Below are 16,800 nucleotides of genomic sequence, written 5' to 3' on the forward strand. Positions count from 1 at the left end.
TTCCAGGTCTCCCCGACCACGGCCCAGCGGTGGGCCAGCCGCTACCGGCAGCTCGGCGAGGCAGGCATGCGCGACCGCTCGTCCAGGCCGCACCGCAGCCCGCGTCGGACTCCGACCCGCACCGAGCGCCGGATCATCAAGGTCCGTGTCCTGCGCCGCTGGGGACCGGCCCGCATCGCCTACCTGCTGCGACTGAACCCATCCACAGTGCACCGAGTCCTGATGCGCTACAAGCTGGCTCGCCTGGCCCACCTCGACCGCGCCACCGGACGGGTCATCCGCCGCTACGAACGGTCCGAGCCAGGCGCGTTGATACACGTGGACATCAAGAAGCTCGGCAACATCCCCGACGGCGGCGGACACAAGACCCTGGGCCGCCAAGCCGGCCGCAAGACCCGCTCAGGGGCCGGCTACAGCTACCTGCACAACGCCGTCGACGACCACTCCCGCCTCGCCTACAGCGAGATCCTCACCGATGAGAAGAAGGAGACCGCGACCGCCTTCTGGACCCGGGCCCAGGCGTTCTTCGCCCAGGCCGGGGTCACGGTCCAGCGGGTGATGACCGACAACGGTTCCTGCTACCGCTCCCGCGACTGGCGCGACCTGCTCACCGCGGCCGGAATCACCCACAAGCGAACCCGGCCCTACCGGCCGCAGACCAACGGCAAGGTCGAACGCTTCAACCGCACCCTGCTCGACGAGTGGGCCTACGCCCGCCCCTACCACTCAGAGCAGGAACGACGCGACACGTTCCCCGGCTGGCTGCACACCTACAATCACCACCGCGGACACACCGCGCTGAAGGGCAAACCACCCGCCAGCCGCGTCCCCAACCTCACAGGGCAATACAACTAGAGCCGCCTGGGGCCCGCCCGTGTGGCGGCGGTCGGCCGGCCGCCGCCACACGGGTGTGAGAGGCCGTCCGGCGGGGAACCTTCTGGTCTCCCACCGCGTTCGATGGAGGGGCACTTCGCTATGTGCTCCGTGACAATGCGGTGACAGGGTGTGGCGACGGGCGGGGTGCGGCTACGATGACCGGCACAAGGACGGACGGCGCATGGGAGTCGTCTTCTGGGGCGGCGCCCGGTGCTTCCCCCGGCACGCAGAGCCGGAGTGAGCCAGTGCCGGGGCGAGGAGGACGGGGCATGGTGCAGAAGGCCAAGATCCTCCTGGTCGATGACCGGCCGGAGAATCTGCTGGCGCTGGAGGCCATTCTCTCCGCGCTCGATCAGACACTGGTGCGGGCATCGTCCGGGGAGGAAGCGCTCAAGGCGCTGCTGACCGACGACTTCGCGGTCATCCTGCTGGACGTCCAGATGCCCGGCATGGACGGATTCGAGACGGCCGCGCACATCAAGCGGCGCGAGCGGACCCGGGACATCCCGATCATCTTCCTCACCGCCATCAACCACGGCCCGCACCACACCTTCCGCGGGTACGCGGCGGGCGCGGTCGACTACATCTCGAAGCCCTTCGACCCGTGGGTGCTGCGCGCCAAGGTCTCCGTCTTCGTCGAGCTGTACATGAAGAACTGTCAGCTCCGGGAGCAGGCCGCGCTGCTCCGGCTCCAGCTGGAGGGCGGCGGCGCGAACGGCCAGACCAAGGAGTCGGCCGGCCTGCTCGCCGAGCTCTCGGCGCGGCTCGCCGCCGTCGAGGAACAGGCCGAGGCGCTGTCCAAGCAGCTGGACGACGACTCCGCCGACGCCGCGGCCGTCGCCACCGCCGCGCACCTGGAGCGCAAGCTCACCGGTCTGCGCCGGGCCCTGGACGCGCTCGAGCCGGGAACGGGCGGTGCGCCCAGCCTGCCTTCGCAGGGCTGACGCGCCGTCATCGAGGCGGCGCCCGCGGTGAGCGGGCGTCAGTTTCCCGTCGCGGCGGGGGCGACACGAACGGGTGAGCGCAAGGAGCGCTGTTTCCCCGGCCGGTCACGCAGGTAACCTCAGCACCATGGCCTCACGTACGTCCGGCAAGGGTTCCCAGGGCACGGCGGGCACCGCGAAGCCGCGAGCCGCCGGCCGTACGAGCGGTACCGCGAAGAAGGCGGCGGCCGCCAAGTCCCCCGCCAAGCCCCCCGCGAAGAAGGCGCCGGCGAAGAAGGCCGCGCCCGCCAAGCGCGCGCCCGCGCGCAAGACCGCGGCGAAGAAGGCCCCGCCGCGGCCCGCCCCGTCGCCCACCGGCGGCGTGTACCGGCTGGTGCGCGGCATCTGGCTCGGGCTCGCGCACGCCGTGGGCGCGATGTTCCGGGGGATAGGGCGGGGTGCCAAGGGCCTCGACCCGGCGCACCGCAAGGACGGCCTCGCGCTGCTGCTGCTCGGCGTCGCCCTGATCGTCGCCGCCGGCACCTGGTCCCATCTGAGCGGTCCCGTCGGCGACCTCGTGGAGATGCTGGTCACCGGTGCCTTCGGGCGGCTCGACCTGCTGGTCCCGCTGCTGCTCGGCGCGATCGCCGTGCGCCTGATCCTCTACCCGGAGAAGCCGGAGGCCAACGGCCGGATCGTCATCGGTCTGTCCGCCCTGGTCATCGGCGTGCTCGGGCAGGTGCACATCGCGTGCGGCTCGCCCGGCCGCGGCGACGGCGCCGAGGCCGTGCAGGACGCCGGCGGGCTCATCGGCTGGGGCGCGTCCAAGCCGCTGATCTTCATGATGGGCGAGGTCCTGGCGGTGCCCATGCTGGTGCTGCTCACCGTCTTCGGCCTGCTCGTGGTGACCGCCACGCCCGTCAACGCCATTCCGCAGCGGCTGCGCGCGCTCGGCGCCCGCCTCGGACTCGTCGAGCCGGAGTACGCGCCGGAGGAGACCGGCGGGCTGGAGGAGTACGGCGAGGACTGGCGCGACGACGCACCCCGCACCGCGCGGCCCGCGCGCCGGCGCACGCCCGGCTCCGGCGACTACGACCCCGACCGCGCCGAGGCCGCGGCCCTGGAGCGGCGCGGCCGGCGCCGCACCCCGCCGGCGTCCGCCTTCGACACCGGGGGCCTGGATCCTGTCGACGTGGCCGCCGCCGCGGCCGCCGCGCTGGACGGCGCCGTCCTCAACGGCATGCCGCCGTCCCCCCTGGTCGCCGACCTGACCCGGGACGTCACCGCCGACCGGGCCGCCGCCGTCGAGGCCTCCGCCGCCGTCGACGCCTCTGCCGGCGGCACGGGGGCCGCGGACGGCGCAGGGGACACGCGGTCCGCCGCGCCCGTACCGACGGCGCGGGGCGCCGCGAAGGACCGGACGGGCGGGTCGGTGCCCGACCTGACGAAGCCGGCACCCGAGCCGACCGAGCTGCCGGCCCGGGCCGAGCAGCTCCAGCTCGCCGGCGACATCACGTACGCACTGCCCTCGATGGACCTGCTGGAGCGCGGCGGCCCCGGCAAGACCCGCAGCGCGGCGAACGACGCCGTCGTCGCGTCGCTCACCAACGTCTTCGCCGAGTTCAAGGTCGACGCGGCCGTCACCGGCTTCACGCGCGGCCCGACGGTCACCCGCTACGAGGTCGAGCTCGGTCCGGCCGTCAAGGTCGAGAAGATCACCGCGCTCACCAAGAACATCGCGTACGCCGTGGCCAGCCCGGACGTGCGGATCATCTCGCCGATCCCGGGCAAGTCCGCGGTCGGCATCGAGATCCCGAACACCGACCGCGAGATGGTCAACCTCGGCGACGTGCTGCGGCTCGCGGAGGCGGCGGAGGACGACCACCCGATGCTGGTGGCGCTCGGCAAGGACGTCGAGGGCGGCTACGTGATGGCCAACCTGGCGAAGATGCCGCACATCCTCGTGGCGGGTGCCACCGGCTCCGGCAAGTCGTCCTGCATCAACTGCCTCATCACCTCGGTGATGATAAGGGCGACCCCGGAGGACGTCCGGATGGTGCTCGTCGACCCCAAGCGGGTCGAGCTCACCGCCTACGAGGGCATCCCGCACCTGATCACCCCGATCATCACCAACCCCAAGAAGGCCGCCGAGGCCCTGCAGTGGGTGGTGCGCGAGATGGACCTGCGCTACGACGACCTCGCGGCCTTCGGCTTCCGGCACATCGACGACTTCAACCAGGCGATCCGGGACGGCAAGGTGCAGCTGCCGCCCGGCAGCGAGCGCGAGCTCAAGACCTACCCGTACCTCCTGGTGATCGTCGACGAGCTCGCCGACCTGATGATGGTCGCGCCGCGGGACGTCGAGGACGCGATCGTCCGCATCACCCAGCTGGCCCGCGCGGCCGGAATCCACCTGGTGCTCGCCACCCAGCGGCCCTCGGTGGACGTCGTCACCGGTCTCATCAAGGCGAACGTGCCCTCCCGGCTCGCCTTCGCCACCTCCTCGCTCGCCGACAGCCGCGTCATCCTCGACCAGCCCGGCGCCGAGAAGCTGATCGGCAAGGGCGACGGTCTCTTCCTGCCCATGGGCGCGAACAAGCCCGTCCGCATGCAGGGCGCCTTCGTCACCGAGCACGAGGTCGCCACCGTCGTCCAGCACTGCAAGAACCAGATGGCGCCGGTCTTCCGGGACGACGTCACCGTGGGCACCAAGCAGAAGAAGGAGATCGACGAGGAGATCGGCGACGACCTCGACCTGCTGTGCCAGGCGGCCGAGCTGGTCGTCTCGACCCAGTTCGGCTCCACCTCGATGCTCCAGCGCAAGCTGCGCGTGGGCTTCGCCAAGGCCGGCCGGCTCATGGACCTGATGGAGTCGCGGAACATCGTCGGACCGAGCGAGGGCTCCAAGGCACGGGACGTGCTGGTCAAACCGGACGAGCTGGACGGGGTGCTCGACACCATCCGGGGCGGGGGATAGGGCTCCGCCCCGCAGGGGCAGCGGCGCCCCGCCGCGAGGGCGGCCATAACGAGACCTGGCCGAGACTCACTCGTAAGGGAAGGTGGGCAACCGTTTCCCTCGGGCGTACGTCAAGTTGGAGGGAGGGACAGAACCTTGTCCCAGCCTCATGGCGTACAAACGACGCCCGCCCGGTTGCCCCACCCTTTCGTACCACCCATAGACTGAACATCCAGCAGGTGGCTACACGCTCGAAAGGCGCTCTCGTGTCCATCGGCAACTCTCCCGAATCCCCCGAGGACGACCGGAACTTCCCGGCAGATGACCGGGATTCGATCGGTCGTGCCCTCCGGCAGGCCCGTGTCGCCGCCGGTCTCACCGTCGAAGAGGTCAGCGCCTCCACCCGGGTGCGCGTCCCGATCGTGCACGCGATCGAGGAGGACGACTTCTCGCGCTGCGGCGGCGACGTCTACGCCCGCGGGCACATCCGCACGTTCGCCCGCGTCGTCGGGCTCGATCCGGCACCGCTGATCGAGCAGTACGACGCCGGGCACGGCGGCCGTCCCGCGCCGACCCCCGCCGCCCCGCTGTTCGAGGCGGAGCGGATCCGCCCCGAGCCCCGCCGCCCCAACTGGACCGCCGCCATGGTCGCGGCGATCGTCGCCGTCGTCGGCTTCGTCGGCTTCACGATGTTCAACGGGACCGACAACACCGGCGGCGCGGGCGCTTCCGCCGACGGCCCCGCCCCGGCACCCAAGGCCACCAGCGCCCCCGCCACGCCCAAGCCGGTCAAGCCGGCCCCGCCGAAGCCCGTGCCCTCCGAGAGCGCCATCGCGGCGGTCCCGCAGGACAAGGTCACCGTCAAGCTCACCGTGACCGACGACAAGAGCTGGATCTCGGCCAAGGGCGCCGACGGCAAGCTGCTCTTCGACGGCCTCCTCCTGAAGGGCGAGTCCAAGACCTTCCAGGACGACGAGCGCATCGACCTGATCCTCGGCAACGCCGGACCGATCGAGCTCTACGTCAACGGCAAGAAGATCGAGGACTCCTTCGAGTCCGGCCAGGTGGAGCGCCTGTCCTACACCAAGGGCGACCCGCAGGCCGGCTGAGCCCCGCCCCGCAGGGCACGTCAGGCCGGGCACGCCCGCCCCGGGACGACGCCCGCATGTGACGCCCGTCGCGCAGGTGAACCCTGCGCGACGGAGGTGTGCCCGGGAACAAGTAGTCTTGAGTCCATGCCCGAACGCCGTACCGTCGCCCTTGTCACTCTCGGCTGCGCCCGTAACGAGGTGGACTCGGAGGAGCTCGCAGGCCGCTTGGCAGCGGACGGCTGGGAGCTCGTCGAGAACGCCGAGGACGCCGACGTCGCCGTCGTCAACACCTGCGGCTTCGTCGAAGCCGCCAAGAAGGACTCCGTCGACGCCCTTCTCGAGGCCAACGATCTCAAGGATCACGGCCGCACCCAGGCCGTCGTGGCCGTCGGCTGCATGGCCGAGCGCTACGGCAAGGAGCTCGCCGACGCCCTGCCCGAGGCCGACGGCGTGCTCGGCTTCGACGACTACGCCGACATCTCCACCCGCCTCCAGACCATCCTCAGCGGCGGCAGCGTCGAGGCGCACGCCCCGCGCGACCGGCGCAAGCTGCTGCCGCTGTCTCCGGTGGAGCGCCAGCAGGCCGCCGCGTCCGTGGCGCTGCCCGGACACGGCTCCGTGGCCGCCCCCGAGGCCCCTGGGACCGCCGAGGCGGCCGAGGCGCCCGAGAACGTGCCGGCCGACCTTCCCGAGGGCCTGGCGCCCGCCTCCGGGCCGCGCGCGCCCCTGCGCCGCCGCCTGGACACCAGCCCCGTCGCCTCCGTGAAGCTGGCCTCCGGCTGCGACCGGCGCTGCTCCTTCTGCGCCATCCCGTCCTTCCGCGGCTCCTTCGTCTCGCGCCGCCCCTCGGACGTGCTGAACGAGACCCGCTGGCTCGCCGAGCAGGGCGTGAAGGAGGTCATGCTGGTCTCCGAGAACAACACCTCGTACGGCAAGGACCTCGGCGACATCCGCCTCCTGGAGAGCCTGCTGCCCGAGCTCGCCGCCGTCGACGGCATCGAGCGGGTCCGGGTCAGCTACCTGCAGCCCGCCGAGATGCGCCCCGGCCTGATCGACGTGCTCACCTCGACCGAGAAGGTCGTGCCGTACTTCGACCTGTCCTTCCAGCACAGCGCGCCGGACGTGCTGCGGGCGATGCGCCGCTTCGGCGACACCGACCGCTTCCTGGAGCTGCTGGACACCATCCGCTCCAAGGCCCCGGCCGCCGGCGCCCGCTCCAACTTCATCGTCGGCTTCCCCGGCGAGACCGAGGCGGACTTCGCCGAGCTGGAACGCTTCGTCACCCACGCCCGGCTCGACGCCATCGGCGTCTTCGGCTACTCCGACGAGGACGGCACCGAGGCGGCCGGCTACGAGCACAAGCTCGACCAGGACGTGATCGACGAGCGCCTCGCCCACCTCTCCCGGCTCGCCGAGGAGCTCACCGCCCAGCGCGCGGAGGAGCGGATCGGCGAGACCCTGGAAGTACTGGTCGAATCGTTCGACGAGGAGGAGGACGGCTGGATCGGCCGGGCCGCCCACCAGGCGCCCGAGACCGACGGCCAGGTGCTGATCCCCGCGGAGTCGGCCGAGGGCCTCGACCTGGCCCCGGGCCGTATGGTCAGGGCCAAGGCCGTCGACACCGAGGGCGTCGACCTGGTGGCCGAGTACATCGATCTCCTGGGGACCGACACCCGGACCCCCGGAGCCGAGGAGGCGGGCAGATGACCGGAGTCCCGGCATCCGCGACGGGCGGGACCGGCAGGCCGGCGCCGCGCGGCAAGCTGGGCGCTGCGGCCGTCAACCAGGCCAGCCTGTGGAACATCGCGAACATCCTCACCATGGTCCGGCTGGTGCTCGTCCCCGGCTTCGTGGTGCTGCTGCTCCAGGACGGCGGGCACGACCCCGCGTGGCGGGCCTGGGCCTGGGCGGCGTTCGCCGTCGCCATGATCACGGACGTCTTCGACGGACACCTCGCCAGGACGTACAACCTGGTCACGGACTTCGGGAAGATCGCCGACCCGATCGCCGACAAGGCGATCATGGCGGCCGGACTGATCAGCCTGTCCGCGCTGGGCGACCTGCCGTGGTGGGTGACGGGCGTGATCCTGGCCCGTGAGCTCGGCATCACGCTGATGCGCTTCTGGGTGATCCGGCACGGGGTGATCCCGGCCAGCCGCGGCGGCAAGATGAAGACGCTCGCCCAGGGCACGGCCGTGGGCATGTACGTCCTGATGCTGACCGGTCCACTCGCCACCCTGCGCTGGTGGGTGATGGCGCTGGCCGTCGTGCTGACGGTCGTCACCGGTCTGGACTATGTGCGACAGGCGGTCGTCCTGCGCCGGAAGGGGCTCGCTGCGGAGCGGGCCGCGGCGGCCGGGGCCGGCCGCGCGGAGGCGGAGGGACGATGAGGGAAGCCGCCCGGATCCTGGATCTGCTCGCGGAGCGTGGTCACACGCTGGCGGTGGCGGAGTCCCTCACGGGCGGTCTGGTGGCCGCGGAGCTCACCGGGGCACCCGGGTCCTCGCGGTCCTTCCTCGGGTCCGTCACGGCCTACGCCACGCCCCTCAAGGAACGGCTGCTCGGGGTGGACGGCACCCTCCTCGCCGAGCGCGGCGCGGTCGACCCGGAGGTCGCGCTGCAGATGGCGGCGGGTGTACGGGCGCGGCTCGGCGCCGACTGGGGCATCTCGACGACGGGGGTCGCCGGACCCGAGCCCCAGGACGGGCAGCAGGTCGGCACGGTGTACGTGGCCGTCGCCGGACCGCCGGGACTGTCTGCCGGGGCCGGGAAGGTCGCCTCGTTGCGGTTGAACGGCGATCGAGCGGAAATCCGTAGAGAGAGTGTACGGAGCGTGCTCGAATTGCTGGGTGAACTGCTCGTCGATGAACACTCGGAAAATGCGCGGGCACAGGATACGGAAGAGAACGGGGGAGATTGATGTTTGCAGCCATGAGTGAACACGACATCGCTCCCCGCACGGCCGCGGCGCGAGGCGGTACGGTGGGGCGTGAAGGATGCGGCTACGCGGTCCGAGGAGGGAGCCACCGATGATTCTGCTCCGTCGCCTGCTGGGTGACGTGCTGCGTCGGCAGCGCCAGCGCCAGGGCCGTACTCTGCGCGAAGTCTCCTCGTCCGCCCGAGTTTCGCTCGGCTATCTCTCCGAGGTGGAGCGGGGGCAGAAGGAGGCTTCCTCCGAGCTGCTCTCCGCGATCTGCGACGCGCTGGACGTACGGATGTCCGAGCTCATGCGTGAAGTGAGCGACGAGCTGTCGCTGGCCGAACTGGCCGAGTCGGCAGCGGCGAGCGAACCGGTGCCCGCACCGGTACGGCCGATGCTCAACTCGGTTTCGGTGACGTCGGTGGCCGGTGTGCCCACCGAGCGGGTGACCATCAAGGCGCCCGCGGAGGCCGTGGACGTCGTCGCCGCCTGAACCGAGCAGCACGAGCAAGCACCACGAGCGAAGTGGGGCGAAGCCCCGGTAAGGACCCGTCAGGGCGCTTACCGGGGCTTCGCCCCTTTCGCGTTTGAGATGCCGGATTCGGGTGAGCCGTGCATGGTGGGGAAGAACGTACGACTGTTTGGAGATTCCGCATGTCCGTCGTGAAGAGCTCGCTGTCCGAGACCGCCCTCAAGACGGTCGGCAACGCGCTGCAGGGAGCGCTGGTCGACCTGGTCGACCTCTCCCTGGTGGCCAAGCAGGTCCACTGGAACGTCATCGGTCCGCGCTTCCGCTCGATCCACCTCCAGCTCGACGAGGTCGTCACCACGGCTCGGACGCACTCCGACACGGTGGCCGAGCGCGCCTCGGCGATCGGCGTGAACCCGGACGGGCGCGCCGCGACCGTGGCGTCCACGAGCGGGATCGGTTCCGTCCCGGAGGGCTGGATCAAGGACGTGGAGGCCGTGGACATCCTGGTGGCCGCCCTCGGTTCGGTCGTCTCGCGGATGCGCGAGCGGATCGAGGCGACCGAGGAGCCGGACCCGGTGACGCAGGACATCCTGATCGGGCTCACGGCCGACCTCGAGAAGCATTCGTGGATGTTTCAAGCGGAGAGCGCCTGAGCGTGGTGCCCCGAAGGGGCGCCTCGCGCAGGGGCATACGCGTCGCATGCGCCGGGGCTGCCTCCTGTGCGCCCTCCCGCCGAGTGATCCCGCGGGACTAGCGTCGACCGGAGGAGGCGGCCATGGTACGGCGACGGGTTCCGCTGGTGACGCTCATGCTGGTCGCGGCCGGACTGGTGGCCGGAGGGCTCTGGTGGTGGGCGGTGGTGCGCCTGCTGCTGGTGCCGGGGGAAGCGGGGCCGGTCGAGGGGGCGGTGGCCGCGGGCGGCTGGGGGCTGAGCCTGTTGCCGGTGCACGTGGCCGCCTCCACCGGAAGGCCGGGCGGGCCCGCGGGCTCTGGCGGACGGCCGGAGGGGTCCTTCACCAGGGCATCGCCACGCCGCCGTTGGGGCGGAGGATCTGACCCGTCGTGAACGACGAGGCGTCGCAGGCGAGATGGAGCACCGCGTGGGCGACGTCCGCCGGCTCGCCGACCCGGCCGAGCGGTGAGACGCGCGTCATCGCCGCTTCGGCCTGCTCCTGGGCGGCCGGTTCGTGACGGTCCGTCATGGGCGTGCGCACCCAGCCCGGTGCGACCGCGTTCACCCGGATGCCGTGCCGCCCCACCTCGGCGGCCAGCGTCTTGGTCAGCTGGACGACGGCCGCCTTGGCGGCGCTGTAGCAGAGCAGGCCCGGGGTCGCGGCGTCCATCGCGCCCGAGGCCATGGTGACGACGGAGCCGGGGACGCCGTGCTCGATCATCGAGCGGGCCGCCTCCTGGCAGGCGTACAGCACGCCCTTGAAGTTGACCGCCAGGACCCGGTCGAGGTCCTCGTCGCGGGTCTCCAGGACCGTGCTCGTGTGCATGATCCCGGCGACGGCCGCCATGACGTGCAGCGGGCCCGCGGCGCGCACGGCGGCGGCGAGGGCGGGCCGGTCGGTGACGTCGAGCGGGTGGACGTGCGCGGTGCCGCCGCGGCGGGCGATCAGGGTCGCGGTCTCCTTCAGGCCGGTCTCGTCGCGGTCCGCGCAGTGGACGGTCGCGCCCGCCTCGGCGAGGAGCGCCGCGGTCGCGCGGCCGATGCCGCTCGCCGCGCCCGTGACGAACGCGGTGCGGCCGGTGAGGTCGTACGCGATGAGGGCCATGCCCGGACCGTACGACCGGATCTGACGGCTCGTCAATTATCGTGACGGCTCCTGTTGCGGGCCCTTCTGACAGCCGGGGCACCAGTACGTGACCCGGTCGGCCAGCTCGGCCCGGCGGACCGGGGCGCCGCAGCGCGGGCAGGGGCGGCCCCCGCGACCGTAGACGTAAAGGCGCTCGCCGCCGCGCCGGGGCGTGGTCGTCCGCCGGTCCGGACGGTCCTTGTTCGCCTCCAGGAGCCGGTGGGCGGTCGCCACCAGGCGCTCCGGGACGCCCTCGGCCAGCTCGCCGACCGGCAGCCAGGGCGTGACGCCGGCCAGGAAGGCCAGCTCCGACTTGTAGACGTTGCCGATCCCGGCGAGATTGCGCTGGTCGAGCAGGGCCTCGCCCAGCGTGCGCGCGGGGTCGGCGGAGAGCCGGCGCACCGCCTCCGCCGGGTCCCAGTCCGGGCCCAGCAGATCCGGGCCGAGATGACCGACGGCCGTGGACTCCTCCGCCGTACGGATCAGCTCCAGGACCGGCAGGCGGTACCCGTACGCCGTGAACTCATCGTTCCCGAGGATCGCCCGGATCTGGTGGGCCGGGCCGCCGCGCGGGCGCTCCCCGGTGGCGAACACCCGCCACGAACCGTCCATCCGCAGATGGGAGTGGAGGGTGAGACCGCCCTCGATCCGGGTCAGCAGGTGCTTGCCGCGCGGGGTGACGCCGAGGACCCGGCGCCCGGTGAGATCCGCCGTCGCGAACCGTGGCACGCGCAGGTCGGAACGCGTGAGCACCCGCCCGGCGAGCGCCGAGTCCAGCCGGTGCGCCGTGTACCAGACGGTGTCTCCTTCGGGCATGGGGCCATGATGCCGCGCGGCACGGCACCGCGCGGGTCGCGTGGCGGGAGGCGCGTCGGGCGCGGAGGCGGAGTGTCAGGCGCGCAGGCGGAGGCCACGGGGCGTCGCGTGGAAGCCGGCGGCTTCCAGGGCGCGGGAGAACGGGGAGGTCAGGGCCGTCGCCCCGTTGATCCGCTCCACCGTGACCGTGCCGAGCGAGCCCGCCGTCGCCGCGGCCGCCAGGGCCTCGGCCGCCGCCCGCAGCGCCGGGGAACCGGGCTCGTCGGGCCAGCACAGCAGTGTCTTGCCGCCGCGCTCCATGTAGAGCGTGAGCTCGCCGTCGACCAGGACGACCATCGCGCCCGCCTTGCGGCCCGGCTTGTGCCCGGCGCCGGTCGGCGGCTCCGGCCAGGAGAGGGCCGCCCCGTACGCGTTCGCCGGATCGGCCGCCGCCAGGACCACCGCCTTCGGGCCCGCGCCCTCCTCGGCGCCCCGGTCCCGGGCGTTCGCCGCCGCGCGCAGCCGGTCCACGGCACCGTCCATGGCGAACTGCGCGGCACCGAGACCCTCCACCACATAGCCGCGGCGGGCCTGGCCACTGTCCTCGAAGGCCGACAGGATCCGGTACGTGGCGGAGAAGCCGCCTTCCACGCCCTCGGCGGCCACCGCGCCCCGGGTGACCACGCCGTGCCGGTCGAGGAGCGTACGGGCCAGGGCGTGCGCGCGGTGCGTCGGTTCGGGCTCGAGCGGGGGCAGCAGCGACCAGCGGCCGCTGACCGTCGGCGGGCCCGTGCGGGACGCCGGGCGGGCGGCGGCGCTCAGCGTCCCGTACCGGCCGCGCGGGACCGTACGGCGGGCGCGGTGCGCGGTGGAGCCGGCCGTGCGGCCCGAGCCGAGGAGCGAGCGCAACGGGGCCACGGTGTCGTTCGTGAGCCGCCCGGACCAGGCCAGGTCCCACAGGGCGTCGGCGAGCTGCGGATCCGTCGCGTCCGGGTGGGTGGTGGCCCGCACCTGGTCGGCGATCTGGCGGAAGAACAGCCCGTAGCCGCCGGAGAGCGCCGTCAGGACGGACTCGTGCAGGCCGGTGAGCTCCAGCGGGTGCGGCGGCGGCAGGAGCAGCGGCGCGGCGTCGGCCAGATAGAGCGAGATCCAGCCGTCCTTGCCGGGCAGTGCCCCGGCGCCCGCCCAGACGACCTCCCCGGTCGTGGTCAGCTCGTCGAGCAGTGCGGGCGAGTAGTCCCGCACCCGGGACGGCAGGACCAGCTTCTCCAGCGCCGAGGCCGGCACCGGCGCGCCCTGGAGCTGCTCGATCGCGCGGGCCAGGCCGTCGATGCCGCGCAGACCGCCGCCTCCCAGGTGCTGCCACTGGGGCAGGAAGGTGGCGAGCGCGGCCGGCGGCACCGGCTCCAGCTCGTGCCGCAGGGCGGCGAGGGAGCGACGGCGCAGCCGGCGCAGCACGGCGGCGTCGCACCACTCCTGGCCGATGCCCGAGGGATGGAACTCGCCCTGCACCACCCGGCCCGCCGCGGCGAGCCGCTGCAGGGCGCCGTCGGTCACCGCGGGGCCGAGCCCGAAACGGGCCGCGGCCTGCGAGGACGTGAACGGGCCGTGCGTCCGGGCGAAACGGGCGAGCAGATCGCCCAGCGGATCCTTCACCGGCTCCGTGAACGCCTCCGGGACGCCCACCGGCAGCGCCGTGCCCAGGGCGTCGCGCAGCCGGCCGGCGTCCTCGATCGCCGCCCAGTGGTCGGCGCCCGCGACGCGCACCCGGATCGCCCGCCGCGCCCGGGACAGCTCCTGCGCCCAGTCCGCCTCGGCGCCGCGCTCGGCGAGCTCCGCGTCGGTCAGCGGCCCGAGCACGCGGAGCGCGTCGGCGACGCCTTCCGCGTCCTTGACCCGGCGGTCCTCGGTCAGCCACTGGAGCTCGCGCTCCAGCTCGGCCAGCACGTCCGCGTCCAGCAGCTCCCGCAGCTCCGCCTGCCCCAGCAGCTCGGCCAGCAGCCGGGAGTCCAGGGACAGCGCCGCCGCCCGCCGCTCGGCGAGCGGCGAGTCGCCCTCGTACAGGAACTGGGCGACGTAGCCGAAGAGGAGGGAGCGGGCGAAGGGCGACGGCTCCGGCGTGGTGACCTCCACCAGGCGCACCCGGCGGGACTCGATGTCGCCCATCAGCTCCCGGAGCCCGGGGACGTCGAAGACGTCCTGGAGGCACTCGCGTACCGCCTCAAGGACGATCGGGAACGAGCCGAACTCGCTCGCCACCTGGAGCAGTTGCGCCGCCCGCTGCCGCTGCTGCCACAGCGGTGTCCGCTTGCCCGGGTTGCGCTTGGGCAGCAGCAGGGCGCGCGCCGCGCACTCGCGGAACCGGGAGGCGAACAGGGCGGAGCCGCCGACCTGGTCGGTGACGATCTGCTCGACCTCGCCCTTGTCGAAGGCGACGTCGGCGGCACCGACGGGCGCCTGCTCGCCGTCGAACGCGGTGTCGGCGAACCGGCCCGGGTCCACCGGCTCGCCGTCGAGCAGGTCGAGGCCCATCAGGTCCGCGTCCGGCAGGCGCAGCACGATGCCGTCGTCCGCGTGCATCACCTGGGCGTCCATCCCGTACCGCTCGGCGAGCCGGGCACCCAGCGCCAGCGCCCACGGCGCGTGCACCTGCGCGCCGAACGGGGAGTGGACGACCACCCGCCAGTCGCCCAGCTCGTCCCGGAAGCGCTCCACCAGGATCGTCCGGTCGTCCGGCACGTGACCGCAGGCCTCGCGCTGCTCGGCGAGATACGCGATCACGTTCTCCGCCGCCCAGGCGTCGAGCCCGGCGGCCAGCAGCCGCAGCCGCGCGTCCTCCGGCGCCAGGGCGCCCACCTCGCGCAGGAACGCGCCCACCGCGCGCCCCAGCTCGAGCGGGCGGCCCAGCTGGTCGCCCTTCCAGAACGGCAGCCGCCCCGGCACGCCCGGCGCGGGCGACACCAGGACCCGGTCGCGGGTGATGTCCTCGATCCGCCAGGACGTGGTGCCCAGCGTGAAGACGTCGCCGACGCGCGACTCGTAGACCATCTCCTCGTCGAGCTCGCCGACCCGGCCGCCGCCCTTCTTGGGGTCGGCGCCCGCCAGGAACACCCCGAAAAGGCCACGGTCGGGGATCGTGCCGCCCGAGGTGACCGCGAGCCGCTGCGCACCGGGCCGCCCCGTCACCGTGCCCGTCACCCGGTCCCACACCACGCGCGGGCGCAGCTCGGCGAAGGCGTCCGACGGATAGCGCCCCGCCAGCATGTCCAGGACCGCCGTGAACGCGGACTCCGGCAGCGCCGCGAACGGCGCCGCCCTGCGCACCGTCGCCAGCAGGTCGTCGAACTGCCACGAGTCCAGCGCGACCATCGCCACGAGCTGCTGGGCGAGAACGTCCAGCGGATTCGCCGGGACCCGCAGCGACTCGATGGAACCCGAGCGCATCCGCTCGGTCACCACCGCCGACTGCACCAGGTCGCCCCGGTACTTCGGGAAGACCACACCCGTCGACACGGCGCCGACCTGGTGCCCCGCGCGGCCCACGCGCTGGAGACCGGAAGCCACCGACGGCGGCGACTCGACCTGGACCACCAGGTCCACCGCGCCCATGTCGATGCCCAGCTCCAGGCTGGACGTGGCCACCACCGCCGGAAGCCGGCCCGCCTTCAGGTCCTCCTCGACCAGCGCCCGCTGTTCCTTGGAGACCGAGCCGTGGTGCGCGCGGGCGAGCAGCGCCGGCGCGCCCTGGGCCGCGCCCGACTGGGCCATGATCTCGGCGGGCGGCTTGCCGTCGGGCAGCGCCTCGCCGGTGGCCCGCTCGTACGCGATCTCGTTCAGCCGGTTGCACAGCCGCTCCGCCAGGCGGCGGGAGTTGGCGAAGACGATGGTCGAGCGGTGCGCCTGCACCAGGTCGGCGATCCGCTCCTCGACATGCGGCCAGATCGACGGCTTGTCGCCGCCGTCGGAGGCCTCCGAGGCGGGCGAACCGGCCAGCTCGCCCATGTCCTCCACGGGCACGACCACGGAGAGGTCGAACTCCTTCCCGGACGGCGGCTGGACGATCTCCACCTTTCGCTGCGGCGAGAGGTAACGCGCCACCTCCTCCACCGGCCGCACCGTCGCCGACAGGCCGATCCGGCGGGCGGGCCGCGGCAGCAGCTCGTCGAGCCGCTCCAGCGAGAGCGCCAGATGCGCGCCACGCTTGGTGCCCGCGACCGCGTGCACCTCGTCGAGGATGACCGTCTCCACGCCCGCGAGCGCGTCGCGCGTGGCCGACGTCAGCATGAGGAACAGGGACTCGGGCGTGGTGATCAGGATGTCCGGCGGCCGCGTCGCCAGCGCCCGGCGCTCGGCGGCCGGGGTGTCGCCGGAGCGGATGCCCACCTTCACGTCCGGCTCTGGCAGCCCCAGGCGCACCGACTCCTGGCGGATGCCGGTCAGCGGGGAGCGCAGATTGCGTTCGACGTCGACGGCGAGCGCCTTCAGCGGCGACACGTACAGCACGCGGCAGCGCTTCCTGGCGTCCGCGGGCGGAGGGCTCGCCGCCAGCCGGTCGAGCGAGGCGAGGAAGGCGGCGAGCGTCTTGCCGGAGCCGGTCGGCGCCACCACGAGCACGTCCGAACCCTCGCCGATGGCACGCCAGGCGCCCTCCTGCGCCGCGGTGGGCGCGGTGAAGGCCCCGGTGAACCAGTTGCGGGTCGCGGGGGAGAAGTCGTCGAGCGCGGACCTGACCATGCCTCCCATCGTGCACCCCACCACTGACAACCGCCCGGACCTGGGGAAACCCGGTCGTCGCCCGCCGCGCGATCGGCGCAGAATGGGGACATGACGACCGTCGGCCCGCCCCCTCCGCCGCCCGACGCGGCCGGCTCGCCGAGCGGCACCGCCGACGCCGGGCCCGGAGGATCGCGCGCGCTGCCCCAAGGGGCAGGCGGATCACCCCGCGCGGCCGGAGGGCCGGCCCGCGTG

At 73.1% G+C, this 16,800-nt stretch carries 13 protein-coding genes; 10 read left to right on the forward strand and 3 right to left on the reverse strand.

What is annotated here, in order from left to right; genetic code table 11:
- The 10 genes from ESG85_RS21460 to ESG85_RS36115 form a co-directional block, all read left to right on the forward strand.
- A partial coding sequence (locus ESG85_RS21460) for an IS481 family transposase (RefSeq protein WP_128981691.1) occupies positions 1 to 855 on the forward strand: 855 nt, incomplete at its 5' end.
- A gap of 290 nt (positions 856 to 1,145) precedes the next feature.
- Positions 1,146 to 1,820, forward strand: a complete 675-nt coding sequence (locus tag ESG85_RS21465; protein ID WP_128981693.1) for a response regulator — start codon at positions 1,146 to 1,148, stop codon at positions 1,818 to 1,820.
- A gap of 127 nt (positions 1,821 to 1,947) precedes the next feature.
- Positions 1,948 to 4,776 (forward strand): DNA translocase FtsK, encoded by a 2,829-nt coding sequence (locus ESG85_RS21470; protein WP_128981695.1) that lies wholly within the window; start codon positions 1,948 to 1,950, stop codon positions 4,774 to 4,776.
- A gap of 245 nt (positions 4,777 to 5,021) precedes the next feature.
- On the forward strand, positions 5,022 to 5,864 hold the full coding sequence (locus ESG85_RS21475) for a helix-turn-helix domain-containing protein (RefSeq protein ID WP_128981697.1): 843 nt from the start codon (positions 5,022 to 5,024) through the stop codon (positions 5,862 to 5,864).
- Between the two features lie 126 nt (positions 5,865 to 5,990).
- Positions 5,991 to 7,553: a 30S ribosomal protein S12 methylthiotransferase RimO gene (rimO, locus tag ESG85_RS21480; protein ID WP_128981699.1), complete on the forward strand. Its 1,563-nt coding sequence runs from the start codon at positions 5,991 to 5,993 to the stop codon at positions 7,551 to 7,553.
- Complete coding sequence (gene pgsA, locus ESG85_RS21485) at positions 7,550 to 8,236, forward strand: CDP-diacylglycerol--glycerol-3-phosphate 3-phosphatidyltransferase (RefSeq protein ID WP_128981701.1); 687 nt, start codon at positions 7,550 to 7,552, stop codon at positions 8,234 to 8,236. The genes rimO and pgsA overlap by 4 nt, the downstream gene beginning before the upstream one ends.
- Entirely contained in the window at positions 8,233 to 8,766 is a 534-nt protein-coding gene (locus ESG85_RS21490) for a CinA family protein (protein WP_128981703.1), read from the forward strand. Before pgsA ends, ESG85_RS21490 begins: the two co-directional genes overlap by 4 nt.
- A 109-nt stretch (positions 8,767 to 8,875) precedes the next feature.
- Positions 8,876 to 9,259 (forward strand): helix-turn-helix domain-containing protein, encoded by a 384-nt coding sequence (locus ESG85_RS21495; RefSeq protein WP_019889909.1) that lies wholly within the window; start codon positions 8,876 to 8,878, stop codon positions 9,257 to 9,259.
- A 161-nt stretch (positions 9,260 to 9,420) separates the two neighbouring features.
- Entirely contained in the window at positions 9,421 to 9,891 is a 471-nt protein-coding gene (locus ESG85_RS21500) for a Dps family protein (RefSeq protein WP_128981705.1), read from the forward strand.
- Positions 9,892 to 10,013: 122 nt separating this feature from the next.
- Entirely contained in the window at positions 10,014 to 10,304 is a 291-nt protein-coding gene (locus ESG85_RS36115) for a hypothetical protein (RefSeq protein ID WP_128981707.1), read from the forward strand.
- On the opposite strand, the gene ESG85_RS21510 is transcribed toward ESG85_RS36115, so the two are convergent.
- The 3 genes from ESG85_RS21510 to ESG85_RS21520 all read right to left on the reverse strand — a co-directional run bounded on the left by ESG85_RS21510 (position 10,252) and on the right by ESG85_RS21520 (position 16,566).
- A complete protein-coding gene (locus tag ESG85_RS21510) occupies positions 10,252 to 11,016 on the reverse strand; it encodes an SDR family NAD(P)-dependent oxidoreductase (RefSeq protein WP_128981709.1) in 765 nt (254 codons plus the stop codon). The two genes, ESG85_RS36115 and ESG85_RS21510, sit on opposite strands and share 53 nt — an antisense overlap.
- 36 nt (positions 11,017 to 11,052) lie before the next feature.
- On the reverse strand, positions 11,053 to 11,853 hold the full coding sequence (locus ESG85_RS21515; RefSeq protein ID WP_128981711.1) for an Fpg/Nei family DNA glycosylase: 801 nt from the start codon (positions 11,851 to 11,853) through the stop codon (positions 11,053 to 11,055).
- A 75-nt stretch (positions 11,854 to 11,928) separates the two neighbouring features.
- On the reverse strand, positions 11,929 to 16,566 hold the full coding sequence (locus tag ESG85_RS21520; RefSeq protein WP_128981713.1) for an ATP-dependent helicase: 4,638 nt from the start codon (positions 16,564 to 16,566) through the stop codon (positions 11,929 to 11,931).
- Positions 16,567 to 16,800: the final 234 nt, after the last annotated feature.

This window comes from Streptomyces roseicoloratus, assembly GCF_004117935.1.
Lineage (GTDB): Bacteria > Actinomycetota > Actinomycetes > Streptomycetales > Streptomycetaceae > Streptomyces > Streptomyces roseicoloratus.